Raw genomic sequence first — 24,478 nt, 5'->3', positions numbered from 1 at the left:
GAGGCCATTGGCGGAGGGCGGAAAAGCAGATTTGTCGCGAAATACGCGGCTCTCAGCCCACCCCGCCTGATGTAACCATGTCCTTCTGGAGTCGGTTTGTGAGAGTCTCGCAGAGCCTGGGGAGGTTCACTGATATGTTGTACGATAAATCCCTTGAGAGGGACAACTGTGGTTTCGGCCTAATCGCCCACATAGAAGGCGAACCTAGCCATAAGGTAGTGCGTACCGCTATACACGCACTGGCCCGCATGCAACACCGTGGCGCGATACTTGCTGATGGCAAGACTGGCGACGGTTGTGGCTTGTTGTTACAAAAACCGGATCGTTTTTTCCGGATGGTCGCTGAAGAACGCGGATGGCGTTTGGCCAAAAACTATGCCGTAGGCATGATGTTTCTCAGTCAGGACGAAGAACTCGCCAAGGCAAGCCGCCGCATTGTAGAAGAAGAATTGCAAAACGAAACGCTGTCGATTATCGGCTGGCGTGAAGTGCCGACCAACCCGGATGTTCTCGGTGAAATTGCCCTCTCCTCCCTGCCTCGGATTGAACAAATTTTTGTGAACGCCCCTGCTGGCTGGCGTCCACGTGATATGGAACGCCGCCTGTTTGTGGCGCGTCGCCGTATCGAAAAGCGTATTTCAGAAGATAAAGATTTCTACGTATGTAGTTTCTCTAATCTGGTGACGATCTATAAAGGCTTGTGCATGCCTGCGGATCTACCGCGCTTCTATCTTGATTTGGCTGATTTGCGCATGGAGTCGGCAATCTGCCTGTTCCACCAGCGCTTCTCAACCAATACCGTGCCACGCTGGCCACTGGCTCAGCCGTTCCGTTATCTGGCCCACAACGGCGAAATCAATACCATCGCCGGTAACCGCCAATGGGCGCGTGCACGTGCTTATAAATTCAAAACGCCATTAATCCCGGATTTGCAGGATGCGGCTCCTTTCGTCAATGAGACCGGCTCTGACTCCAGTTCACTGGATAACATGTTGGAACTGTTCCTCAGTGGCGGTATGGACTTGATTCGTGCCATGCGTCTGTTAGTGCCACCGGCCTGGCAGAACAACCCAGATATGGATACCGACCTGCGCGCCTTCTTTGACTTCAACTCCATGCATATGGAGCCGTGGGATGGCCCGGCCGGGATTGTGATGTCAGATGGCCGTTATGCCGCTTGTAACCTTGATCGTAATGGCTTGCGCCCTGCGCGCTACGTTATCACCAAAGATAAGCTGATCACTTGTGCTTCTGAAGTGGGCATCTGGGATTATCAGCCCGATGAAGTGATTGAAAAAGGTCGCGTCGGCCCCGGTGAACTGATGGTGATCGATACCCGCAGCGGTAAGATCCTCCATTCAGCCGAAACGGATAACGATCTGAAAAGCCGCCACCCGTATAAAGAGTGGATGGAGAAGAACGTTAAGCGTCTGGTGCCGTTCGAAGATCTGCCAGAAGATCAGGTGGGTAGCCGTCAGTTAGATGATTCGACACTGGAAACCTACCAGAAGCAATTTGGTTACAGCAGTGAAGAGCTGGACCAAGTCATCCGTGTGCTGGGTGAAATTGGTCAGGAAGCCACCGGCTCAATGGGCGATGATACCCCATTTGCGGTGCTATCCAGCGGCCCACGTATTATTTACGATTACTTCCGCCAGCAATTTGCGCAGGTCACCAACCCGCCCATCGATCCACTGCGTGAAGCACACGTTATGTCACTGGCGACCAGTATCGGTCGTGAAATGAACGTGTTCTGCGAAGCAGAAGGTCAGGCGCACCGGCTGAGCTTTAAATCGCCGATCCTGTTGTTCTCTGATTTCCAACAGTTAACCACGTTGGAAGGGGAACATTATCGTGCTGATCGTGTGGATTTGACCTTTGACCCTGCCGAAACTGACCTGGAACAAGCAGTTCTGAGATTATGTGAAGAAGCAGAGCGCAAAGTCCGTGACGGTGCCGTGATGCTGGTACTGTCTGATCGTGCCATCGCCCCTAACCGCCTGCCGGTACCCGCACCAATGGCTGTCGGCGCTATCCAGACCCGCCTGGTTGAGAAAAATCTACGCTGCGACGCCAACATTATTGTTGAAACTGCCAGTGCCCGCGACCCGCATCACTTCGCCGTGCTGCTCGGTTTTGGTGCGACTGCGATTTACCCTTATTTAGCTTATGAATCATTGGCTAAATTGGTTGATAGCCAAGCGATTGATAAGAAGTATCGCGATGTGATGCTTAACTATCGTAATGGGATCAACAAGGGCCTATACAAAATTATGTCCAAAATGGGCATTTCAACTGTGGCCTCTTACCGCTGTGCCAAGCTGTTTGAAGCGGTTGGCCTGCATCGTGATTTGTCTAATCTCTGTTTCCAGGGCGTGGTCAGTCGTATCGGTGGAGCTAGCTTCAGTGATTTCCAACAGGATCTGCAAAATCTGTCTAAACGTGCCTGGCTGAAACGCAAGCCGTTGGATCAGGGCGGTTTATTGAAGTTTGTTCACAACGGCGAATACCATGCGTATAACCCGGATGTGGTCAGCACCTTACAAAAAGCGGTTCACAGTGGTGAATACAGCGATTATCAGGTTTATGCCAAGCTGGTTAATGAGCGTCCGATTGCCACACTGCGTGATCTGTTAGCCATTAAACCGCAAGGCACCCCGATCCCGGTGGATCAAGTGGAACCGGCTGAATCACTGTTTACTCGCTTTGATACGGCGGCAATGTCTATCGGCGCACTTAGCCCGGAGGCCCATGAATCATTGGCTATCGCCATGAACAGTCTGGGTGGCTTCTCTAACTCCGGTGAAGGTGGCGAAGATCCAGCCCGTTACGGTACGAATAAAGTTTCTCGTATTAAGCAGGTGGCCTCTGGTCGTTTCGGTGTGACACCGGCGTATCTGGTAAATGCCGATGTTATCCAGATCAAAGTGGCACAAGGTGCAAAACCGGGTGAAGGCGGCCAGTTACCGGGTGATAAAGTCACACCCTATATCGCCAAACTGCGCTATTCCGTACCGGGAGTAACATTGATCTCCCCACCACCGCACCATGATATTTACTCAATCGAAGACCTGGCACAGCTCATTTTCGACTTGAAACAGGTCAATCCGAAAGCTTTGATTTCGGTGAAACTGGTATCTGAGCCGGGCGTGGGTACCATTGCTACCGGTGTAGCGAAAGCTTATGCCGACCTGATTACCATTGCTGGGTACGACGGTGGTACCGGTGCCAGCCCGCTCTCTTCAGTGAAATATGCCGGTTGCCCGTGGGAGCTGGGATTAGTTGAAACGCAACAAGCGCTGGTTGCCAACGGCCTGCGCCATAAAATCCGTCTACAAGTGGATGGTGGCTTGAAAACCGGCGTCGATATTGTTAAAGCCGCGATTCTGGGTGCAGAAAGCTTCGGCTTCGGTACCGGGCCTATGGTGGCACTCGGTTGTAAATACTTACGTATTTGCCACCTGAATAACTGCGCCACCGGTGTAGCAACTCAGGATGAAAAACTGCGTCGTGACCATTATCACGGCTTGCCTGAAAGGGTGGTTAACTACTTCCAGTTTATCGCGCGGGAAACCCGTGAAATCATGGCTGAGTTGGGTGTAAGCCAACTGGTTGATTTAATTGGTCGTACTGACATGCTGCTGGAGCTGGATGGCATCTCAGCCAAACAGAATAAACTGGACCTGTCGCCGATGCTGAAAACCGCTACGCCACATCCGGGTAAGGCACTATATTGTACCGAAAGTAACCCTCCGTTCGATAAAGGCATACTGAACAAAGAGTTACTGTCGCAAGCTGAACCGCACATTGAAGCGAAACACAGCAAGACGTTCTACTTCGATATCCGTAATACTGACCGTTCCGTAGGTGCCGCGCTGTCGGGCGCGATTGCCACTAAACATGGTGATCAAGGTCTGGCAACCGACCCCATCAAAGCTTATTTCTCCGGTACTGCCGGTCAAAGCTTTGGTGTCTGGAATGCCGGTGGCGTTGAGTTAACCCTGACCGGTGATGCCAACGACTATGTCGGTAAAGGGATGGCCGGTGGCCGTATTGCAGTGCGCCCTCCTGTCGGCTCTAACTTCCGCAGCCATGAGGCCAGCATTGTCGGCAACACCTGTCTCTATGGCGCGACTGGCGGCAAATTATTCGCCGCAGGCCGTGCAGGTGAGCGTTTCGCCGTGCGTAACTCTGGGGCTATCACCGTTGTTGAAGGTATCGGTGATAACGGTTGTGAATACATGACTGGTGGTATTGTCTGCGTACTGGGTCGCACTGGGATTAACTTCGGTGCTGGTATGACCGGCGGTTTTGCTTATGTTCTTGATGAAGATGGTGAATTCCGTAAACGTGTTAACCCTGAGCTGGTGGAAGTCCTGGATGTTGATCAATTGGCAATCCATGAAGAGCATCTGCGTGGGCTGATCACTGAGCATGTTCAGTTGACCGGTTCTAGCCGTGGCGAAGAAATTCTGGCTAACTGGCCAGAGTGGGTGACCAAATTTGCTTTGGTTAAACCGAAATCCAGCGACGTGAAAGCACTGTTGGGCCACCGTAGCCGTTCCGCAGCCGAGCTGCGGGTTCAAGCGCAGTAAGGGGTTGAAATGAGTCAGAATGTTTATCAGTTTATCGACCTACAGCGCGTAGATCCGCCAAAAAAGCCGCTGAAGATCCGTAAAATTGAATTTGTTGAGATTTACGAGCCGTTTTCGGAAACCCAGGCCAAAGCACAGGCAGACCGCTGCCTGTCTTGTGGTAACCCTTATTGCGAATGGAAGTGCCCGGTTCATAACTACATTCCTAATTGGCTGAAACTGGCCAACGAAGGACGCATCATGGAAGCGGCGGATCTGGCCCACCAGACCAACAGCTTACCGGAAGTGTGTGGCCGTGTGTGCCCACAGGACCGTCTGTGCGAAGGGTCTTGTACCCTGAACGACGAATTCGGTGCGGTGACTATCGGCAACATCGAGCGCTACATCAGCGATAAAGCCATTGAGATGGGCTGGAAGCCTGATATGTCGCATGTTCACCCGACCGGTAAACGTGTCGCGGTGATCGGTGCTGGCCCTGCCGGGCTGGCCTGTGCCGACGTATTAGCACGCAACGGCGTACAAGCCGTGGTATTTGACCGCCATCCAGAGATTGGCGGCTTGCTGACCTTCGGTATTCCAGCCTTTAAGCTGGAAAAAGAAGTGATGATTAAGCGCCGTAAAATCTTCTCCGAGATGGGTATCGAATTCCAACTCAATACTGAAATCGGTAAAGATATCACCATGGATGCGCTGCTGAAGGAGTATGACGCGGTGTTCCTCGGTGTGGGTACTTACCAATCGATGCGCGGTGGTCTGGCAAATGAAGATGCCTCGGGTGTCTATGATGCGCTGCCATACCTGATTGCCAATACCAAGCAGTTGATGGGCTTTGATGCGACCGTCCACGAGCCATATATCAATATGGAAGGTAAGCGTGTCGTGGTGCTGGGCGGCGGTGATACCGCAATGGACTGTGTGCGTTCATCGATTCGCCAAGGGGCAACAGATGTGGTGTGCGCCTATCGTCGTGATGAGGTCAACATGCCAGGTTCCAAGCGGGAAGTGAAAAACGCCCGTGAGGAAGGAGTTGAGTTTAAATTCAACTTGCAACCATTAAGCATCGAAGTTAACAACAACGGCAACGTCTGTGGTGTGAAGATGGTTCGTACCCAACTGGGCGCACCTGATGCACAAGGCCGCAGCGTGGCTGAGCAGATCCCAGGGTCTGAACATGTGCTGCCAGCAGATGCTGTCATAATGGCATTTGGCTTCCGTCCACACAGCATGGAGTGGTTGGCGGCGCATGACGTGGCATTGGATAAGCAGGGCCGCGTAGTGGCCCCTGATAGCACTGATAATGCGTTTCAGACCAGTAACCCGAAAATCTTTGCCGGTGGCGATATCGTCCGTGGCTCTGATCTGGTGGTGACAGCCATCGCTGAAGGCCGCAAAGCCGCAGATGGCATCATGAATTATCTGGAAGTCTGACAGTAAAAGTATCCTGCCATAGACTTAACACTAGAGGGCTGGTTATCCAGCCCTTTTTACTGCTTTTTTTCCACGCACATCCACTTCAACTCAAGATTTTGTAACAATCTCAACCACCTTATTTGCAGCAATTTATAGCTGAAGCGCTATAGTAAAGGCCGAGCTCCGATAGGTTTATGCTTTCCGTACTTATACTTTCTGTATCTATGTTTTTTGGCCTGACCCCATGGCTAGCCTTATTATTACGCCTTGTTTTAAATAAAGGATTATCTGTTATGAAATCTCACTTACTTTTTATTGCTGGCGGCTTGCTGGCGATCAGCAGCAGCACATTGGCTATGTCTTTGAATTATCAAGAAGTTGGTTATAATATTGAGGCGCGTGGCGCGCGCGCTGTGGTAGCCGAGCTGGCAAAAGCGGGGCAACTGCCTGCGGTAGAAAATAATATTAAGCTGGGTGATGACAACTGGATTGCCATGGCCCCTAAACTGGTCGATGCCGGTAATGCGAATTTCACTGCTGGGGTGAAATCGGCACTCTCTTCTGCACTGATTTATAACCCGGCCGCAGTACTAAAAGCGGTGAGCGACAGTAAAACACTGACAGTATCAGATATTTGTACCGCACCGGCAGATGTCAAAGACAGTGCCGCCAAAGCCAGCTTCCAACAGCGCGCATCTCATACCTTATCGACTATCAGAAATAGCGATATGATGAGTCAACGTGATAGTTGTCTGGCTGAGTTGAAAAAACTGTCTTAATTATTGGTTATTTGGCAGAAATAATAAGGGCGGCTAATGCCGCCCTTATTGGGTATGGTAACGCTTGGTGCAAGAGAACAGTGTTGTTCGTTACTTAACAACCCGTAATGCTGGGCGACCACCGCTACGTGGCGGTTTTGGTGGCTCATCATCCGGGGAATGACTATCGTCCTGTGATACCTGAGTATCACCAGTGACTAATGTCAGGTTCTCAGCCGGTGCCGTCTCGCTGCCTTCCTCTGTGAAAGCCTCAAAATTGCCATCAGCATCAGAATCGTAAGCTTCTTCAGGCTCAAACATAGTGCCAGAGCCGTTTTCACGCGCATAGATAGCCATTACCGCAGCCATCGGCACGGTAACTTGACGAGGAACGCCACCGAAACGGGCATTGAAACTTACACCCTCGTTACCCAGCTCCAAATTACCCACGGCACGCGGTGCTACATTCAATACAATCTGCCCATCACGGGCAAATTCCATCGGCACCGAAACACCCGGCCGGGTGACATCCACAACCAGATGCGGAGTCAGTTGATTATCAATCAACCACTCGTAAAATGCGCGCAACAGATAGGGACGGCGCGGAGACATATCCGACATCTCCATAACAGTTAACCTCGGGTTTTCAGGTGCATTTCACGTTCAGCTTCAGTCAGGGAAGCCAGGAACGCATCACGCTCAAACACACGTGTCATATAACCCTTCAACTCTTTAGAGCCAGCACCGGTTAACTCGATACCTAAGACAGGTAAACGCCACAGCAGCGGAGCCAGATAGCAATCAACCAAGCTGAATTCTTCGCTCATAAAGAAAGGCATTTCATTAAATACCGGCGCGATAGACAACAGAGCTTCACGTAGCTGCTTGCGGGCTGCTTCAGCTTCCTGAGCATTAGCTTGTTCGATCTTATGCATCAGGGAATACCAGTCTTTCTCGATGCGATTCATCATCAAACGACTGCTACCACGTGCAACAGGGTATACCGGCATCAATGGAGGATGAGGGAAACGCTCATCCAAATACTCCATGATGATACGGGATTCATACAATGTTAACTCGCGATCAACCAAAGTAGGAACGGTCTGGTAGGGATTGAGGTCAATCAGGTCCTGCGGCAGATTACCAGCTTCAACCTGCTCAATCTCAACACTGACACCTTTCTCCGCCAGTACGATACGTACTTGATGGCTAAAAATGTCGGTCGGGCCGGAAAACAGCGTCATTACCGAACGTTTGTTGGCAGCGACAGCCATGAAAACCTCCAAGATTATCTAGAAAACAGTGCGAATAGCCCACGGTTAGGTTGCTATCCTGAGTCGTTTTACCGCCGGTTCGTCATCTCGACAGCTGTTGCCGTAAATAAGCCTTGGTCGAGATAGTTATTCAGCCAGGGAGATACACGGACGCCAACAGTTCGCCGAACAGGCACAAAAGTGGGTGATAGTTTACCAGATTTTGCATGTTTTGTGGGGATGGTGCTGCGATTTCGTGATTAATTGTTTATCAGACAACGGTTTAGCAACGAAAATATAATATGTGATGCTATGAAAAGTGGTTTTTCAGGCATAAAAAAACCCGGTGAGACACCGGGTTTTTGCCATTAATCTGATGCCATAAAGGCAAAAAATTAACGTTTGGAGAACTGTGGACGGCGACGTGCTTTACGCAGACCCACTTTCTTACGCTCAACTTCACGCGCATCACGCGTTACGAAGCCAGCTTTACGCAGTTCTGGGCGCAGAGTCTCGTCATATTCCATCAGTGCACGGGTAATACCGTGACGGATAGCACCAGCTTGACCAGAAATACCACCACCTTTAACAGTGATGTACATGTCAAACTTGCTAACCATATCTAGCAGTACGAGCGGTTGCATAACAACCATACGGCCAGTTTCACGACCGAAGTACTCTTCGATGCTACGTTGGTTAATAACGATATTACCGCTACCCGGCTTAAGAAAAACGCGTGCAGCAGAACTTTTGCGGCGACCAGTGCCGTAGTATTGATTTTCAGCCATTGCCATAATCCCGATTAAATGTCCAGAACTTGCGGTTGCTGCGCCGCATGATTGTGCTCAGTACCTGCGTAAACTTTAAGTTTACGAAACATTGCACGGCCCAGCGGACCCTTCGGCAGCATGCCTTTAACCGCGATTTCAATCACACGCTCAGGACTGCGGGCAATCATCTCTTCAAAGGTCGCTTGTTTGATACCACCGACGTAGCCGGTATGACGGTAATAAATCTTGTCTGTACGCTTGTTACCGGTTACAGCAACTTTTTCTGCGTTCAGAACGATGATGTAATCACCAGTATCAACGTGCGGGGTGTATTCCGCCTTGTGCTTGCCGCGTAGGCGACTAGCCAGTTCAGTAGCGAGGCGACCTAAGGTCTTACCGTTCGCGTCAACAACATACCAGTCACGTTTTACAGTTTCTGGTTTCGCTGTGAAAGTTTTCATTATAAAAGCTTACCCAATTAATAAGTTACACGTTGGTGAACACCCAAACGTTCAAAAACAGTTGAGGCTCACACGACCATCAGTCCAGCAAACCTACCCCTTCGAATAGCCAATGCCGGCACTATCAAAGTTTTTGGGAAAAAAACTTTGTTGTAACGTGGGGTCGCAAGATTATAGAGAAGTCGACGTTAAAAATCGAACTGTTTTTGACGAGAAAGGTATAAATTAAACATGTTAAGTTAGGGCGAAGGAAAATCGCCCACCACAGAATAGCATTTTAGCGGGTCAGAAGTGAATAACGGTCGTGCAGATTATCCCTATGGCAGATGCGGTAAAGAGAGATACTCTTCACTTTGCATCTCTTGTAACCGCGATAAACAGCGTTGATATTCGAATTTAAGGCGCTCACCGCAATAAATATCGAACATTGATACTTCTGCCGCAATAATCAATTTTACCCGCCGTTCATAAAACTCATCCACGAGTGCCAGAAAACGCCTGGCCGTATTCTCATCTCGCGTCTCCATGCGGTGGACGTTGTGCAGTAATACCGTGTGATAGAGTTTGGATAGCGCAATGTAATCCAACTGGCTGCGGGCTTCTTCACACAATGTATGGAAATCTACCGCCAGAACACCCTGTGCTGAACAAATAGCAGGCAATGGCCGATGATTTACTTCCAGTATCGGCGCTTGGTCCCCCTCTTTACCGGCCAGTTTGACAAAAATATCGTCCATCGCCTGTTCAGTTTGTGGATTCAAGGGCGTCAGATAAAGATTTGCCTGAGTCAGGGTCCGCAGGCGGTAATCAATCCCCGCATCGACATTCATCACATCACAATACTGTTTAATCAATTCAATGGCTGGCAAGAAGCGGGCACGCTGTAAACCGTTATGATACAAATTATCCGGTGGAATATTGGAGGTGGTAACCAACGTGATACCTCTGGCAAAGAGTGCCTCCAGCAATGTCGCCAGTAACATGGCATCAGTAATATCTGAGACAAAAAACTCATCAAAGCACAGCACATCAGTCTGCGCTTTGAAACCGTCGGCAATAATCTCCAGCGGATTTTCATGACCTTGCAGCTCAGTCAGTTCTTGATGTACCCGTAGCATAAAACGATGGAAATGCAGTCGCAGCTTGCGCTCACCCGGCAAGCTGTGGAAAAACAGATCCATCAGCCAGGTTTTACCCCGCCCAACACCGCCCCACATATATAGCCCCTGGGCGGGTCGTATGGGGGTCCGGGGTACAGCTCGCCCAATCAAACGGTTCAGCCGCCCGCGCAGACTCGTGCTGGTCGGCGCTATACTCTGGCGTTGATTTAGTTCCTGATAAAGCCTATCCAACCGTGCTACAGCACGCCGTTGTACCTCATCAGGTTGGTAGTCGCCAGCATCAAGTGCCTGCTGGTAAAGTGCTGTAGGTGTACTTGGTTGCATGTTTATCAACAATCCCTGATAAAATAGTTATCTACTTTTTGCGCGACTTTGTTGCTGATTTATCGGGCAATCGCCGCATTTACCGACACTGCCACTGCGAAGAAAGCCTGATAACCATAAGCAAAGTTGCATCAGGATTCCACTCCGACAAGGTTAACGGTTATAGTGGGTATTATTAAGTGAAAAAGTCCTGCTGAACAATGAAGTCAAAAAAGGAGTCATCATGACCTGGGAGTATGCGCTTATTGGGTTGGTTGTTGGTATCGTGATTGGCGCGGTGGCTATGCGCTTTGGCAACCGCAAATTGCGTCAGCAGCAAGTGCTGCAAAATGAGCTGGAGAAAAGCAAAACTGATTTGGAAGAATACCGTCAGGAACTGGTTGGGCATTTTGCCCGCAGTGCTGAGTTGTTGGATAATATGGCTCGCGACTATCGCCAGCTCTACCAACATATGGCGAAAAGCTCCAATAACTTATTACCGGACTTGCCACTGCAAGATAACCCGTTCCGCTACCGTCTGACTGAATCTGAAGCAGATAATGATCAGGCACCGGTAAAAATGCCACCTCGGGATTACTCTGAAGGCGCATCGGGGTTATTACGCCCGGAGCATCAGACCCGCGATTAAGCACACGTTTAGCTATCATACTGACTACGGTGGGGTGTATCTCACATTACCGTGGTCAGTACATTTACACTTCTATACTTACCTCTCCTTGAATTGCTTCATAGCGAGCCTTATATCAAGCCATATCTTAGGATGCTTATATTTAGGACAGCAGTAGCCTTTTGAAATAAGTGAATTTTTTAGCTAATCCAGAGTCTTAATTTACAACGGGCCTGTAACAGCCATCCATCCTATTCATTCACCGTTAGGTATTGAGAGAGTTTAAATCAATGAAGAAAAAGTCATTATTTCTTAGTGCGCTGGCATTGAGTGTCGGCTTAGGTCTCGCGTCTGTTCCAATGGTGAACGCAGCAGCTCTCCCAGCGGCAGTAGCCGGGCAGGCAGTCCCTAGCCTGGCACCGATGTTGGAAAAAGTTTTGCCCGCGGTAGTCAGTGTTCATGTGTCAGGAACACAGGCACAACAGCAACGTTTGCCAGAAGAATTCAAATTCTTCTTTGGCCCGAATGCACCCGCCGGTAAAGAAAGCAGCCGTCCATTCGAGGGGTTAGGGTCGGGTGTTATCATTAATGCCGAAAAAGGCTATGTGCTGACAAACAACCACGTTATCAATAATGCGGATAAAATTCGCGTTCAGCTCAATGATGGTCGTGAATATGATGCGAAGCTGCTAGGACGTGATGAACAAACCGATATCGCGTTATTGCAGTTAACCGATGCCAAAAATCTGACCGCGATTAAAATGGCCGATTCCGATAACCTGCGAGTGGGTGATTTTGCCGTTGCTGTCGGTAATCCATTTGGTCTGGGGCAAACAGCAACATCGGGGATTATTTCAGCCTTGGGTCGTAGTGGCTTGAATTTGGAAGGGTTGGAAAACTTTATCCAGACCGACGCCTCCATCAACCGTGGTAACTCTGGCGGCGCGCTAGTTAACCTCAATGGTGAATTGATTGGGATTAACACCGCAATTCTGGCCCCAGGTGGCGGCAACATCGGTATCGGCTTTGCTATTCCAAGTAACATGGCGCAAAACCTCAGCCAACAATTGATTGAGTTTGGCGAAGTGAAGCGCGGGCTGTTGGGCATTCGTGGCAGCGAAATGACCGCTGACATGGCCAAAGCCTTTAATATTGATGCTCAGCGTGGTGCTTTTGTCAGTGAAGTGCTACCAAAATCAGCCGCATCTAAAGCAGGCATCAAAGCCGGTGATGTGTTGGTTTCTGTTGATGGGAAACCCATCAGTAGCTTTGCTGAGTTGCGGGCCAAAGTGGGCACCACCGGGCCAGGTAAAGCCATTAAAGTTGGCATGCTGCGCGATGGGAAACCGCTTGAAGTCACCGTAACCCTGGAAAACAGCAGCCCAACGTCAACTAGCGCAGAAACCTTATCGCCATCATTGCAGGGTGCATCCCTGAGCAATGGGGAAATAAAAGGGGGCAGTAAGGGCATCAAAGTTGAGAGCGTGACCAAAGGCTCACCTGCAGCGCAATCTGGTTTGCAGAAAGATGATGTGATTATTGCTGTAAACCGTGTCCGGGTTCAGGATATTACTCAGTTGCGCAAAGCCCTTGATGCGAAACCGGCGGTAATTGCACTGAATATTGTGCGCGGTGAAGAGAATATTTACCTGTTAATACGCTAATTTGCAGAAAAATCGGACACAGCACAATGCTGTGTCCGCCAAACTCATGCTATCCTCCTGTCATCCATTCATTTACGCCTTAAACCTCATGTTTCTTAAGCTATTGCGTTCTATTATTTTGGGGCTAATTATTGCCGGTGTCTTGCTGGTCGCAATACCTATGCTCCGTAGTCCGGGCCATATCTTTTCCGGCAAGAGCAATAGCATAGATGAAGAGGCTCCAGCCAGTTATAACCAGGCGGTACGCAGAGCTGCCCCTGCGGTGGTTAATGTCTATAACCGTAGCCTAAGCTCGACACAAGATGGACTGGCTATTCGTACATTGGGTTCTGGCGTAATCATGAGTGATAAGGGATATATCCTTACCAACAAGCACGTTATCAATAATGCTGAACAGATAATTGTGGCACTACAAAATGGCCGAGTATCCGAGGCATTACTCGTGGGTTCCGATGGCTTAACTGATTTAGCGGTACTAAAAATTGATGCGGTGAACCTACCAGTAATTCCAATCAATATTAATCGTGCCCCCCATATCGGTGATGTCGTGCTGGCAATTGGTAACCCTTATAACCTTGGCCAAACCGTCACCCAAGGGATTATCAGCGCCACTGGGCGTATTGGTTTAAGTGATTCCGGGCGACAAAACTTCCTTCAGACCGATGCTTCAATCAATCAGGGGAATTCTGGCGGTGCGCTGGTGAATACCTTGGGCGAACTGATGGGAATTAACACTCTGTCCTTTGATAAGAGCAGTAACGGCGAAACACCGGAAGGGATTGGTTTTGCGATTCCGACAGCACTTGCGACCAAAGTGATGGAGAAACTTATCCGTGACGGTCGAGTGATACGTGGCTATATCGGAGTTACCGGCGAGGAATATCCGCCCTTCAATGCCAGCGGCAATAGTACGGATCGGGTGCATGGGATTAAGGTCAATGACATATCAGCTCATGGCCCCGCAGTAGATGCAGGTCTGCAAATTGGCGATATCATCCTTAGTGTTAATAATAAACCGGCGACATCCGTTATCGAAACTATGGATCAGGTAGCAGAAATCCGCCCCGGCACCACCATCCCTATCTTATTGTTACGTAACGGCCAACAGATGACGGCACAAATCACTATCAGCGAGTTAGATCAAAATGCCGTGCTAGGTCATCAGACAACCCCACAACCGTAATAGTCATCTTGAAATTCGGGTAAAAAAGCAGCCAACTGCACTTACGTCGTGATAGAAGAAGAGTTTAGCCATAAAAAATGCCAGCGCGATATCATCGGCTGGCATCTGTTTTTTTGCGTTTTAGCGGGTTTATTCGCCTTTTATACGCTCAATCTTGGCACCCAAGGCACGCAATTTATCTTCGATACGCTCGTAGCCACGGTCGATATGATAAATACGATCAACGATAGTTACCCCGTCAGCAATACAGCCCGCTAATACCAAACTGGCTGAAGCACGCAAATCAGTGGCCATCACCTGGGCACCTGATAGTTGCTCAACACCATAACAAATCACGGTATTGCTCTCGATTTCTGCATGTGCGCCCATCCGAATAAGCTCAGGCACATGCATGAAGCGGTTCTCAAAAATGGTCTCAGTGATAACACCGGTTCCTTCCGCCACCAAATTCAATAAGCTGAATTGAGCCTGCATATCGGTTGGAAAACCAGGGTGCGGCGCAGTGCGTAGCGTAACCGCTTTCGGACGCTGCCCGTGCATATCAAGGCTTATCCAGTCGTCGCCAATCTCAATATCAGCACCCGCTTCACGCAGTTTAGCCAATACCGCATCCAGCGTATCAGGCCGAGTTTGACGGCACACAACCTTACCACCAGAGATGGCCGCAGCAACCAGGAAAGTACCGGTTTCAATGCGATCAGGCAGCACACGATAAACACCACCACCCAAGCGAGCAACGCCCTCGATGGTAATTCTGTCAGTACCTGCACCACTGATTTTCGCACCCAGCGTATTGAGGAAATTAGCCGTATCGACAATTTCTGGCTCACGGGCCGCATTCTCAATTACGGTGGTGCCTTCAGCTAATGTGGCAGCACTCATAATGGTAACAGTCGCGCCAACGCTGACTTTATGCATGACGATATGCGCGCCTTTCAGGCGGCCATCGACGGACGCTTTAACATAGCCCTCTTCCAGCTTGATTTCAGCACCCAGTTGTTCCAAACCGGAAATATGCAAATCAACCGGACGCGCACCGATAGCGCAGCCGCCGGGTAAAGAAACCTGGCCTTTGCCAAAACGGGCAACCAGTGGCCCCAACGCCCAAATAGAGGCACGCATGGTTTTGACTAAATCATAAGGAGCGCAAAACTCATCCACGCCGCTGGCATCAACAAAAACTGAACCAGAGTCATTACGCTCAATTTTTGTGCCTAATTGGCTGAGCAGCTTAATGGTGGTATCAATGTCTTTTAGCTTTGGGACATTTTGCAACTCTACTGGTTCTTCAGCCAGCAATGCAGCAAACATTATTGGCAATGCGGCGTTTTTCGCTCCTGAAATAGTGACTTCACCGCTTAGGCGAGTCCGCCCCTGCACACGAAATTTATCCATTGTGACCACTCTCTGTTGTCAATTCGAATTTACTGCCCGCCTTAGAACTGTCGACGCTTCGTTAAACAGCTCCCGGGCCAACAGCATTAAAAGCCGTTTAGTTTGCGATCCCGTTGCCACTCTTGCGGCGTATAGGCCTTAATTGATAAGGCATGAATACGGTTATCAGCGATATATTCCATCAAAGGCGCATACACAGCCTGCTGTTTTTTCACCCGGCTCATATCGGCAAATAACTCACCGACAGCAATCACCTGAAAGTGGCTGCCATCACCGGTAACATGCGCTTCTTGTAATGCTAATGCTTGCATCAGCACGTCTTTAATTTCGTTAGTATCCATAAGATTCATTCTATTTTAAGAGGATCGTTATTTTTAAGTGAAGCATAGCCAGCCAAACATATTAGTGGAATACGGCGAGCTCCGAAACTAAAGAAAAGCCCCTGTTTCGTTGTTACGCACAGGGGCCTTTGAATATCTTTGGCTTTTATACCCTTCTTACCTGGGTATAGCTTTTGGTATAGACAACACAGAAAGCCGCGAACTTAACTAACGAGCCATTTCTACCGGAATGATGTGCTGGAGGTTGTACAGCTCAATTAGAGTAGACAACCGATCACTGACACCAGTAATCGTTAATGAGACACTTTGTTTGCCTGCCGGTTCATGAAGAGAATGCAGTTCGCGAAAGTGCACCAGCAATGCCAGACCGGATGAGTCGACACGCTGTAATTGGCTGACATCAATATGAGTCTTACCCGCCAATAACGCCTCACGCTGCTGCCAAAGTGGTAGCAGTGTTTCACGATCTAATTCACCTCGCAGCACCAGCGTTTCTTGCTGTGACTGCCAGCTCAATTTATCTACCATAATTATTGCTTATCTAACGTAATTGGCTGTTTCGCGGCGATCAACAACTGCTTAGTCAGGCCATCAACCCCTTGCTGACGCAGGATAGAAGCCCACTCATTTTGCTTAGTACTAATCATGCTAACCCCTTCGGCTATCATGTCATACGCCTGCCAGTTACCGGTTTGGCTATTTTTACGCCATTGAAAATCTAAACGCACAGGTGGTCGGCCATTTGGATCAAGAATAGTCACGCGAATAGCAACAATATTGGCATCACCCAGTGGTTGGTCTGGTGCAACATCGTAAGTTTGGCCGTGGTACAGCGCCAATGCCTGACCGTAAGCCTGTTCCAGATATTGACTGAACGCATTGAAGTACGCTTCGCGCTGCGCAGGGGTCGCCGCTTTATAATAGCTACCCAGGACTAACGCACCGGCGTATTTGATCTGGACAAATGGCAACAGTTCTTCACGTACGATGGTGCGCAAATAGTCTGGGTTCTGTTTGATCTTAGGTTGTTCGGTTTTTAAGCGCGTGAATGTTCTTTGCGCGGCTTCATCCATCATTCGGTATGGATTAGTTTGATCGACAGCATTCGCCAGTGGTGCTACCACCAGCAACGCAACCATAAGTAAACGTTTAAACATTCAGAGACCCTCTTAAGGATGTTGAGTTGCAGGTAAGCTGCCGTTATCTGTCGGAGTGGGCGCCGCTGCCGTTGGGGCTACTGGCTCACTTGCTGGCGCATCAGAATTACCATCCCCGCCACTCTTGTACAAGAACTGGCCGATAAGATCTTCCAACACCAGTGCAGATTTGGTGTCTTGAATTATACCGCCATCTTTCAAAATAGTGGTGCCCATATCCGGGTCTTCAAAACCGACATTTAGTGCCAGGAACTGTTCACCCAATAAGCCAGAAGTGCGTACCGCCAAAGAGCTGGTATCCGGGATATGGTTATAACGTTGCTGAATATCTATCGCCACACGTGGGCTGTAGTTTTTGGTATCCAGCGTGATGTCAGCCACCCGCCCCACCACAACACCGCCAATTTTGACCGGCGAATTGGTTTTCAGACCACCCACATTGTCAAACGTTGCATAAATTCGATAAGTCGGCTGGTTGCCTACTGATTTGATATCCGCAACCTTCAGGCAGAGAAATACGACCGCCAGAATAGCAATCAGTATAAACAAACCTACCCAGACTTCACTTTTCTTCGTTTGCATCGACTCAATTCCCAAACATCAGTGCTGTCAGCACAAAATCCAATCCCAATACCGCCAGCGATGAATGCACTACGGTACGGGTCGTTGCCCGGCTAATCCCTTCAGATGTTGGGATCGCATCATAACCATTGAACAGCGCAATCCAGGTCACAGTAATAGCAAATACCAGACTCTTAATTAGGCAATTCAGTAAATCGGTACGCCACTCCACAGCATTTTGCATCGCCGACCAGAAGAAACCGCCATCGATCCCTTTCCAGTCAACCCCCACCACAGAGCCACCCCAGATACCGACGGCAACAAAAATAGCGGTTAATAATGGCATACTGATAAGACCTGCCCAGAACCGGGGAGCCACCACTCGACGCAGCGGGTCGATTGCCATCATTTCCAAACTGGAAATCTGTTCAGTGGCTTTCATCAAGCCAATCTCCGCGGTTAGAGCAGAACCGGCGCGACCGGCGAACAACAGTGCGGTTACCACTGGCCCCAACTCACGTAGCAGTGATAAAGACACCATCATCCCAAGACTGGCTTCAGCACTGTATGTGGTGAGGATCAAAAAGCCCTGTAACCCCAGAACCATGCCGATAAACAGACCGGAAACCACGATAATCAGTAGCGATTGCACACCGACGCTATAGAGCTGTTTAACCAATAATGGCCATTGTTTTCGCGGTTCAGGCCGCCCGACAAGGGCATTGAATAACATTAAACCCGCGCGACCAAAGGATGCGCTGACATTAATGCCCCTACGCCCTAAAGACGCTAACGCCTGTACTAACATGAATACTCCATCAGCCTATCTCCTTCGTATTTAAAGCTACAGGGGGTTAGCTACGATAACTCCCGAACCACTTAACCGAGTAAGTTCATCGGGGATAGCTCGCTTACTGCCTACCTGCAACTCCAATTACTTTGGGTATAACAGCTCAGTTTTATAATCACCGGCCGGGAAACGGAAAGGCACCGGCCCGTCGGCAATACCATCAAGGAACTGGCGCACCCGCATATCGCTATTGGCTTGCAACTGTTCCGGTGTTCCTTCGGCAATAACATGCTGATCGGCAACAATATAGGCATAATCAGCAATACTAAGGACTTCAGGCACATCGTGGGAAACCACCACGCAAGTCACGCCTAATGCATGATTCAGCTCATCAATCAGTTTTACCAGCACCCCCATAGTTATAGGGTCCTGACCCACAAATGGCTCATCAAACATAATCAATTCAGGATCAAGGGCAATGGCCCTTGCCAGTGCAGCACGCCGCGCCATACCGCCGGAAAGTTCGGCAGGCATCAGATTAGCCGCCCCACGCAGCCCCACGGCTTCCAACTTCATCATCACCGTACTGTGCAGCAATTCCTCCGGCAAACGGCTATGTTCGCGTAATGGGAAAGCCACATTCTCAAACACGGTCAAATCAGTGAATAACGCACCAGATTGAAACAGCATGCTCATTTTCTTACGCACATCATACAAACGCTGACGTGAAAGCGCCGGAATATTATCACCATCAAACCAGATTTCACCTGCATCCGGTACAAGTTGCCCACCGATCAGGCGCAACAATGTGGTTTTACCAATTCCTGATGGCCCCATAATCGCAGTCACTTTGCCGCGGGGGACCGTCATGTTGATATCGGCGAATATCGGACGCTCACCACGGGTAAAACTCATCCCGCGGATCTCTATCAAATTCGACGACAATTGCTTCATTATCATTCGTCCCTTTAGGCCTTTAATTACTCATCCGAGCGCCAATGCTACATCAAATGGCGGCAACGAGCACAATGGGAAGTATTTTGGCAACTTATTGTCACTTTTTCGTAGCCAAAGTTGCCATAAGTTTTACTTTTCTGGCTCTCACAGTCAAAATTAGGGTTAACTCAAAAAAGAGCGTAAAACGCTGTTAGTGGTTTTTACCCATGGGCTAGCTGTTTTCCACCGAAAATGGGTTACCAACAGTCAGCTTCTACCAACGGATCGGGATTATACCTAATAAAGGACTCTGCATGCCTCTTGCGATAACACTATTAATCATCGGCTTGGTCTTATTAGTGTATGGCGCTGATCGATTAGTTTATGGCGCCGCTGTGTTATCCCGTTCTTTCGGCATCCCCCCCCTTATTATTGGGATGACCATCGTCGGTATCGGCACATCGCTACCTGAGTTGATCGTTTCGGTGACTGCAGCACTGAATAATCAAACCGATATGGCGGTTGGGAATGTGCTTGGCTCTAATATTACCAATTTACTGCTGATTGTCGGTGGTGCAGCCCTTATACGCCCATTAACAGTACGATCAGAGATTTTACGCCGTGAATTACCGTTGATGCTGGTAGTGACGGTGCTATGTGGTTTCCTGCTGGCTGATAACCATCTCAGCCGTGGAGATGGTATTATTTTGCTGGTAGCAGCAGCGGCGTTTATTATTCTGATGCTGAAAATTGCCCGTCTGGCCCATGTGGAAGGCAATGACATCCTGACTCGCGAACAGTTGGCTGAATTGCCTCAAGACAGTAGCAATACCGTCGCTCTTTTGTGGTTAGTGTTAGCTTTCATTATCTTGCCACTCTCGGCCAAAATGATTATCGATAATGCCACGGTCATTGCCCGGGTCGCAGGTGTCAGTGAACTGGTTATAGGGCTGACTGTTATTGCCATTGGCACCAGTTTGCCTGAACTGGCTACTTTTATCGCTGGCGCGCTGAAAGGGGAAGATGATATGGCGGTCGGCAATATCATCGGTTCGAACATTTTTAATATTGTGATTGTGTTAGGTGTACCTGCTCTGCTCTCCCCTGGCGATATTAATCCAGAAGCTTTCCAGCGCGACTATTGGGTGATGCTCGGTGTCAGTGTGATATTTACCCTTCTTTGCCTGGGGCGTAAACATCGCATCGGTCATATGGCAGGTGCTCTGTTATTATGTGGGTTTATCGCTTATCTAGCGGTGCTGTTTTTTGCACCCTTTAATGTGGCATAACCATGTTCATTCAATGGGAACCAAGTATGTCTTCTTATGATTTACAGCCAGCAACTGATTCACCGTCGGGTATTAACTCATTGCCAAGAGTGGATTTTCAACAGGCGGGAAAACAGGTGCTGCAGATTGAGCGCGAAGGACTGGCACAACTCGATCAATATATTAATGACGATTTTGCCAAAGCCTGCGATGCAATATTTAACTGCCATGGCAAAGTTGTGGTTATGGGGATGGGCAAATCTGGCCATATTGGTTGCAAAATTGCCGCCACCTTCGCCAGCACGGGAACACCTGCCTTTTTCGTCCACCCCGGTGAAGCCAGTCATGGCGATCTCGGCATGGTCACGCCACAAGATATTGTGCTCGCCATCTCTAATTCAGGGGAATCTAACGAGATCCTCGCTCTCATCCCGGTTCTAAAGCGCCAAAAAATTCCGCTAATCTGCATGAGCAATAATCCTGAAAGTAGCATGGGTAAAGCGGCCGATATTCATTTGTGCATCAAGGTCCCACAAGAGGCCTGCCCATTAGGGTTGGCGCCGACCACCAGTACCACAGCCACCTTGGTGATGGGGGACGCGCTTGCAGTTGCATTGTTACAGGCCCGAGGCTTCACTCAAGAAGATTTTGCTCTCTCCCATCCAGGCGGAGCACTGGGGCGCAAGTTACTGTTGCGAATCAGCGATATCATGCACACTGGTGCAGAGCTCCCGCACATCAGTCCCGATGCGTCATTACGCGATGCGTTACTGGAGATTACTCGGAAGAATCTGGGTTTAACTGTCATCTGTGACGATTTGATGATGATTAAAGGTATCTTTACCGACGGTGACTTGCGCCGAATATTTGATTTGGGTGTCGATCTGAATAACGCGAAAATTGCAGATGTAATGACCAGTGGCGGTATTCGAGTCCCTCCAACCATGTTGGCTGTGGATGCACTCAACCTGATGGAGTTGCGCCATATTACCGCCGTATTGGTCGCAGATGGCGATCAGTTGCTGGGTGTGGTGCATATGCATGACATGCTGAGAGCCGGCGTGGTCTAACCGTGGACTGTCTGGTGAATAAAACAGCTAACAACGCCGCAACGTCAAGTAAGAAGAGTTTCCCAAATTAATTGGGGTTGCAGCTAGGCTGCAAACGAATGCATCCCGATGAGCTTGCATAGTCAAGTGATTCGGGTGAAAGAGAGCAGCTAACAACGCCGCAACGTCAAGTAAGAAGGGTTTCCCAAATTAATTGGGGTTGCAGCTAGGCAGCAAACGAGTGCATCCCGATGAGCTTACACTAGTAAGTGATTCGGGTGAAAGAGAGCAGCTAACAACGCTGCAACGTCAAGTAAGAAGGGAAAAATGAGCGACACCGTATATCAGGACACATGCTATGGACCAGTAGCCGACACTGTGATGTCACGTGCGGCGAAAATTCGCCTACTGATTTGTGATGTCGATGGTGTGATGTCCGACGGCCTGATTTATATGGGTAATCAGGGCGAAGAGCTGAAAGCTTTCAACGTGCGTGATGGCTATGGTATCCGCTGCCTGATAACCTCAGGTATTGAAGTAGCCATTATTACTGGCCGTCGCGCAAAATTACTGGAAGACCGCGCCAACACCTTAGGCATTACCCACCTTTATCAAGGGCAATCTGATAAGCTGGTGGCCTATAACGAATTGTTGGTAGCATTAGCATACCAGCCTGAGCAGGTTGCTTATATTGGGGATGACCTGATTGATTGGCCGGTCATGGCACAAGTTGGGTTATCTGTTGCAGTCGCGGATGCCCATCCGTTACTTCTTCCCAAGGCACATTATGTGACGCGAATCCATGGCGGGCGCGGTGCAGTACGCGAGATATGTGATTTGATATTATTAGCTCAAGATAAACTTGAAGGTGCCAAAGGATTGTCGATATGAGTAAAACAAGACTATGGATAACATTATCCTTGGCACTGATTGCTTTGGCATTGATTGGCTGGAATATATCCGGCTTTAATCAGCAGGACACACAAACCGTGGCCACTGATAATGAGCCCTCTTCGCAGAGCCAGCATACTGTGACCGTGGTATTCAATCCGGTCGGGCAATTGAATTATAAATTGGTGGCAGAAGACGTACAAAACTTCAGCACTCAAGAGTTAACCTGGTTTACCAAACCGGTCATGACTCTGTTTGCGGAGAATGCAGTCGCTACTTGGACAGTGCGCGCCGACCGCGCCAAACTGACCAATGATAAGATGCTGTATTTGTATGGTCATGTTGAAGTTGATAGCCTGACACCAGACGCACAGTTACAAAAAATTAAAACCGATAACGCCCAGGTTAATTTGATCACTCAGGATGTATCCTCAGACGATGAAGTTACCCTCTTTGGTGTTGGATTCACATCTAACGGCATGAAAATGCGTGGGAACTTGCGGGACAAAACCGCTGAGCTGATTGAAAAGGTTAAAACCTCTTATGAAATCCAAAAATAAACTTCGTCATTTTTTGCTTGCCAGTTCACTTTTGGCCGCAAGCCTGCCCGCTCTGGCGTTAACGGGTGATACTGATCAGCCCGTCACGGTTGACTCCGTTAAACAAGCGTTAGATATGGAGGCCAATACTGTCACATTTACCGACAATGTGGTTATCAAGCAAGGTACCATTGAGATTAAAGCTGATAAAGTCGTGGTTACGCGCCCAGGCGGTGATCAAAGCAAAATGGTCATTGAAGGTTATGGTAATCCAGTCACTTTCTACCAGATGCAAGACAGTGGCAAACCCGTAAAAGGCCATGGGCAGAAACTGCGTTATGAAGTCGCAAATGATTTTGTGGTGTTGACTGGCAATGCTTATCTGGAGCAACTTGATAGTAATATCAAAGGTGATCGCATCACTTATCTGGTGAAAAAACAGCAGATGGAAGCCTTCAGTGATAAAGGCAACCGCGTCACCACCGTGTTATTACCGTCCCAATTACAAGACAAAGGGCCAGCAGCTTCAGGCCAAAAGAAGAGTAAGTAATCATTTATGGCAACATTAATCGCAGAAAAGCTGGCTAAGGCGTACAAAGGCCGTAAAGTGGTCGAAGACGTAAGCCTCAATGTGAAATCCGGTGAGATAGTGGGCCTGCTTGGGCCGAACGGCGCAGGGAAAACTACCACTTTTTATATGGTCGTCGGCATTGTCCAGCGTGACGCCGGGCGTATTGTGATTGATGACGAAGATATCAGCCTCTTGCCTCTCCATGAACGCGCTCGTCGCGGTATTGGTTATTTACCGCAAGAAGCCTCTATTTTCCGCCGCCTGAGTGTATTTAACAACTTAATGGCGGTGCTGGAGATCCGTAAAGACCTCTCTGTTGAGCAGTGTGAGGAACGGGCTGATGAATTAATGGAAGAGTTCCATATCACCCATTTACGTGACAACTTGGGGCAATCGCTTTCCGGTGGTGAACGCCGCCGTGTTGAAATAGCCCGTGCACTGGCGGCAAATCCTAAGTTTATTCTGCTGGATGAGCCTTTTGCCGGGGTTGATCCGATTTCCGTTATCGATATTAAAAAAATTATTGAACATCTACGCGACAGTGGTCTTGGCGTTCTTATTACCGACCATAACGTGCGTGAAACGTTAGACGTCTGTGAGCGGGCTTATATCGTAAGCCAGGGTCATTTAATCGCTCACGGTACGCCACAGGAAATCCTGGCTGACGAACAAGTTAAGCGTGTTTACCTCGGTGAAGAATTCCGTCTCTGACCTTTTTCCAATACCCAATAGATTTCAAGGTGCAGGAAGGCGGCAAACAATAAAATCGGTCATAAATCGATTTAAACAGCATTTATGCTAGCCCGCAGGTGCGGCCAAGTAACCGGCAGCCAA

At 49.1% G+C, this 24,478-nt stretch carries 24 protein-coding genes; 12 read left to right on the top strand and 12 right to left on the bottom strand.

The features are described 5' to 3' along the window. Positions 1-134: 134 nt before the first annotated feature. The 3 genes from gltB to V1955_RS02155 all read left to right on the top strand — a co-directional run bounded on the left by gltB (position 135) and on the right by V1955_RS02155 (position 6,784). On the top strand, positions 135-4,595 hold the full coding sequence (gene gltB, locus V1955_RS02165) for a glutamate synthase large subunit (RefSeq protein WP_083162296.1): 4,461 nt from the start codon (positions 135-137) through the stop codon (positions 4,593-4,595). Between the two features lie 9 nt (positions 4,596-4,604). Next, positions 4,605-6,023 (top strand): glutamate synthase small subunit, encoded by a 1,419-nt coding sequence (locus tag V1955_RS02160; protein ID WP_083162294.1) that lies wholly within the window; start codon positions 4,605-4,607, stop codon positions 6,021-6,023. Positions 6,024-6,298: 275 nt separating this feature from the next. Then, positions 6,299-6,784, top strand: coding sequence for a hypothetical protein (locus V1955_RS02155; protein ID WP_420072721.1), 486 nt, complete (start codon positions 6,299-6,301; stop codon positions 6,782-6,784). 90 nt (positions 6,785-6,874) lie between these two features. Here the strand turns inward: V1955_RS02155 and sspB are convergent, their stop codons facing one another. The 5 genes from sspB to zapE form a co-directional block, all read right to left on the bottom strand. Beyond that, complete coding sequence (sspB, locus tag V1955_RS02150; RefSeq protein WP_083162290.1) at positions 6,875-7,390, bottom strand: ClpXP protease specificity-enhancing factor; 516 nt, start codon at positions 7,388-7,390, stop codon at positions 6,875-6,877. 5 nt (positions 7,391-7,395) lie between these two features. Beyond that, positions 7,396-8,037 (bottom strand): stringent starvation protein SspA, encoded by a 642-nt coding sequence (sspA, locus tag V1955_RS02145; RefSeq protein ID WP_442820463.1) that lies wholly within the window; start codon positions 8,035-8,037, stop codon positions 7,396-7,398. A gap of 374 nt (positions 8,038-8,411) precedes the next feature. Further along, positions 8,412-8,804 (bottom strand): 30S ribosomal protein S9, encoded by a 393-nt coding sequence (gene rpsI, locus V1955_RS02140; RefSeq protein WP_049612534.1) that lies wholly within the window; start codon positions 8,802-8,804, stop codon positions 8,412-8,414. Positions 8,805-8,818: 14 nt separating this feature from the next. After that, positions 8,819-9,247 (bottom strand): 50S ribosomal protein L13, encoded by a 429-nt coding sequence (gene rplM / locus V1955_RS02135; RefSeq protein ID WP_049612536.1) that lies wholly within the window; start codon positions 9,245-9,247, stop codon positions 8,819-8,821. Between the two features lie 317 nt (positions 9,248-9,564). Further along, a complete protein-coding gene (zapE, locus tag V1955_RS02130; RefSeq protein WP_420072720.1) occupies positions 9,565-10,692 on the bottom strand; it encodes a cell division protein ZapE in 1,128 nt (375 codons plus the stop codon). Positions 10,693-10,915: 223 nt separating this feature from the next. Between zapE and zapG the strand changes: the two genes are divergently transcribed. The 3 genes from zapG to degS all read left to right on the top strand — a co-directional run bounded on the left by zapG (position 10,916) and on the right by degS (position 14,146). Further along, complete coding sequence (zapG, locus tag V1955_RS02125; protein WP_004714934.1) at positions 10,916-11,320, top strand: Z-ring associated protein ZapG; 405 nt, start codon at positions 10,916-10,918, stop codon at positions 11,318-11,320. A gap of 269 nt (positions 11,321-11,589) precedes the next feature. Continuing rightward, positions 11,590-12,963, top strand: coding sequence for a serine endoprotease DegQ (gene degQ, locus V1955_RS02120; protein WP_083162284.1), 1,374 nt, complete (start codon positions 11,590-11,592; stop codon positions 12,961-12,963). Positions 12,964-13,051: 88 nt separating this feature from the next. After that, positions 13,052-14,146, top strand: a complete 1,095-nt coding sequence (degS, locus tag V1955_RS02115) for an outer membrane-stress sensor serine endopeptidase DegS (RefSeq protein ID WP_083164037.1) — start codon at positions 13,052-13,054, stop codon at positions 14,144-14,146. 129 nt (positions 14,147-14,275) lie between these two features. Here the strand turns inward: degS and murA are convergent, their stop codons facing one another. From murA to mlaF, 7 genes are all read right to left on the bottom strand, one after another. After that, positions 14,276-15,541, bottom strand: coding sequence for a UDP-N-acetylglucosamine 1-carboxyvinyltransferase (gene murA, locus V1955_RS02110; RefSeq protein WP_442820462.1), 1,266 nt, complete (start codon positions 15,539-15,541; stop codon positions 14,276-14,278). Positions 15,542-15,627: 86 nt separating this feature from the next. Then, positions 15,628-15,882 (bottom strand): BolA family iron metabolism protein IbaG, encoded by a 255-nt coding sequence (ibaG, locus tag V1955_RS02105; protein WP_004710915.1) that lies wholly within the window; start codon positions 15,880-15,882, stop codon positions 15,628-15,630. Positions 15,883-16,089: 207 nt separating this feature from the next. Then, positions 16,090-16,410, bottom strand: coding sequence for a lipid asymmetry maintenance protein MlaB (mlaB, locus tag V1955_RS02100; protein WP_083162280.1), 321 nt, complete (start codon positions 16,408-16,410; stop codon positions 16,090-16,092). A gap of 2 nt (positions 16,411-16,412) precedes the next feature. Beyond that, positions 16,413-17,039 (bottom strand): phospholipid-binding protein MlaC, encoded by a 627-nt coding sequence (gene mlaC, locus V1955_RS02095; protein ID WP_372560437.1) that lies wholly within the window; start codon positions 17,037-17,039, stop codon positions 16,413-16,415. A 12-nt stretch (positions 17,040-17,051) separates the two neighbouring features. Then, positions 17,052-17,621, bottom strand: coding sequence for an outer membrane lipid asymmetry maintenance protein MlaD (gene mlaD, locus V1955_RS02090; RefSeq protein WP_083162276.1), 570 nt, complete (start codon positions 17,619-17,621; stop codon positions 17,052-17,054). Between the two features lie 4 nt (positions 17,622-17,625). Beyond that, complete coding sequence (mlaE, locus tag V1955_RS02085) at positions 17,626-18,408, bottom strand: lipid asymmetry maintenance ABC transporter permease subunit MlaE (RefSeq protein WP_083162274.1); 783 nt, start codon at positions 18,406-18,408, stop codon at positions 17,626-17,628. Positions 18,409-18,534: 126 nt separating this feature from the next. Next, positions 18,535-19,344, bottom strand: coding sequence for a phospholipid ABC transporter ATP-binding protein MlaF (gene mlaF / locus V1955_RS02080; RefSeq protein WP_083162272.1), 810 nt, complete (start codon positions 19,342-19,344; stop codon positions 18,535-18,537). Positions 19,345-19,640: 296 nt separating this feature from the next. On the opposite strand from mlaF, the gene V1955_RS02075 reads away from it, so the two are divergent. From V1955_RS02075 to lptB, 6 genes are all read left to right on the top strand, one after another. Continuing rightward, positions 19,641-20,615, top strand: coding sequence for a calcium/sodium antiporter (locus tag V1955_RS02075; RefSeq protein WP_102970525.1), 975 nt, complete (start codon positions 19,641-19,643; stop codon positions 20,613-20,615). Between the two features lie 26 nt (positions 20,616-20,641). Continuing rightward, positions 20,642-21,664 (top strand): arabinose-5-phosphate isomerase KdsD, encoded by a 1,023-nt coding sequence (gene kdsD, locus V1955_RS02070; RefSeq protein WP_227746579.1) that lies wholly within the window; start codon positions 20,642-20,644, stop codon positions 21,662-21,664. A 306-nt stretch (positions 21,665-21,970) separates the two neighbouring features. Then, on the top strand, positions 21,971-22,534 hold the full coding sequence (gene kdsC / locus V1955_RS02065) for a 3-deoxy-manno-octulosonate-8-phosphatase KdsC (RefSeq protein WP_442820461.1): 564 nt from the start codon (positions 21,971-21,973) through the stop codon (positions 22,532-22,534). Continuing rightward, positions 22,531-23,094, top strand: coding sequence for an LPS export ABC transporter periplasmic protein LptC (lptC, locus tag V1955_RS02060; RefSeq protein WP_083162268.1), 564 nt, complete (start codon positions 22,531-22,533; stop codon positions 23,092-23,094). Before kdsC ends, lptC begins: the two co-directional genes overlap by 4 nt. Beyond that, on the top strand, positions 23,078-23,623 hold the full coding sequence (gene lptA / locus V1955_RS02055) for a lipopolysaccharide ABC transporter substrate-binding protein LptA (RefSeq protein ID WP_050087620.1): 546 nt from the start codon (positions 23,078-23,080) through the stop codon (positions 23,621-23,623). The genes lptC and lptA overlap by 17 nt, the downstream gene beginning before the upstream one ends. Before the next feature lie 6 nt (positions 23,624-23,629). Beyond that, on the top strand, positions 23,630-24,355 hold the full coding sequence (lptB, locus tag V1955_RS02050; protein WP_442820460.1) for an LPS export ABC transporter ATP-binding protein: 726 nt from the start codon (positions 23,630-23,632) through the stop codon (positions 24,353-24,355). Positions 24,356-24,478 lie beyond the last annotated feature (123 nt).

Source organism: Yersinia sp. 2545 StPb PI (assembly GCF_052217125.1).
GTDB classification, from domain to species: domain Bacteria; phylum Pseudomonadota; class Gammaproteobacteria; order Enterobacterales; family Enterobacteriaceae; genus Yersinia; species Yersinia enterocolitica_E.
The sequence above is the reverse complement of the archived record's forward strand: the minus strand, read 5'-3'. Positions and strand labels throughout refer to the sequence as shown.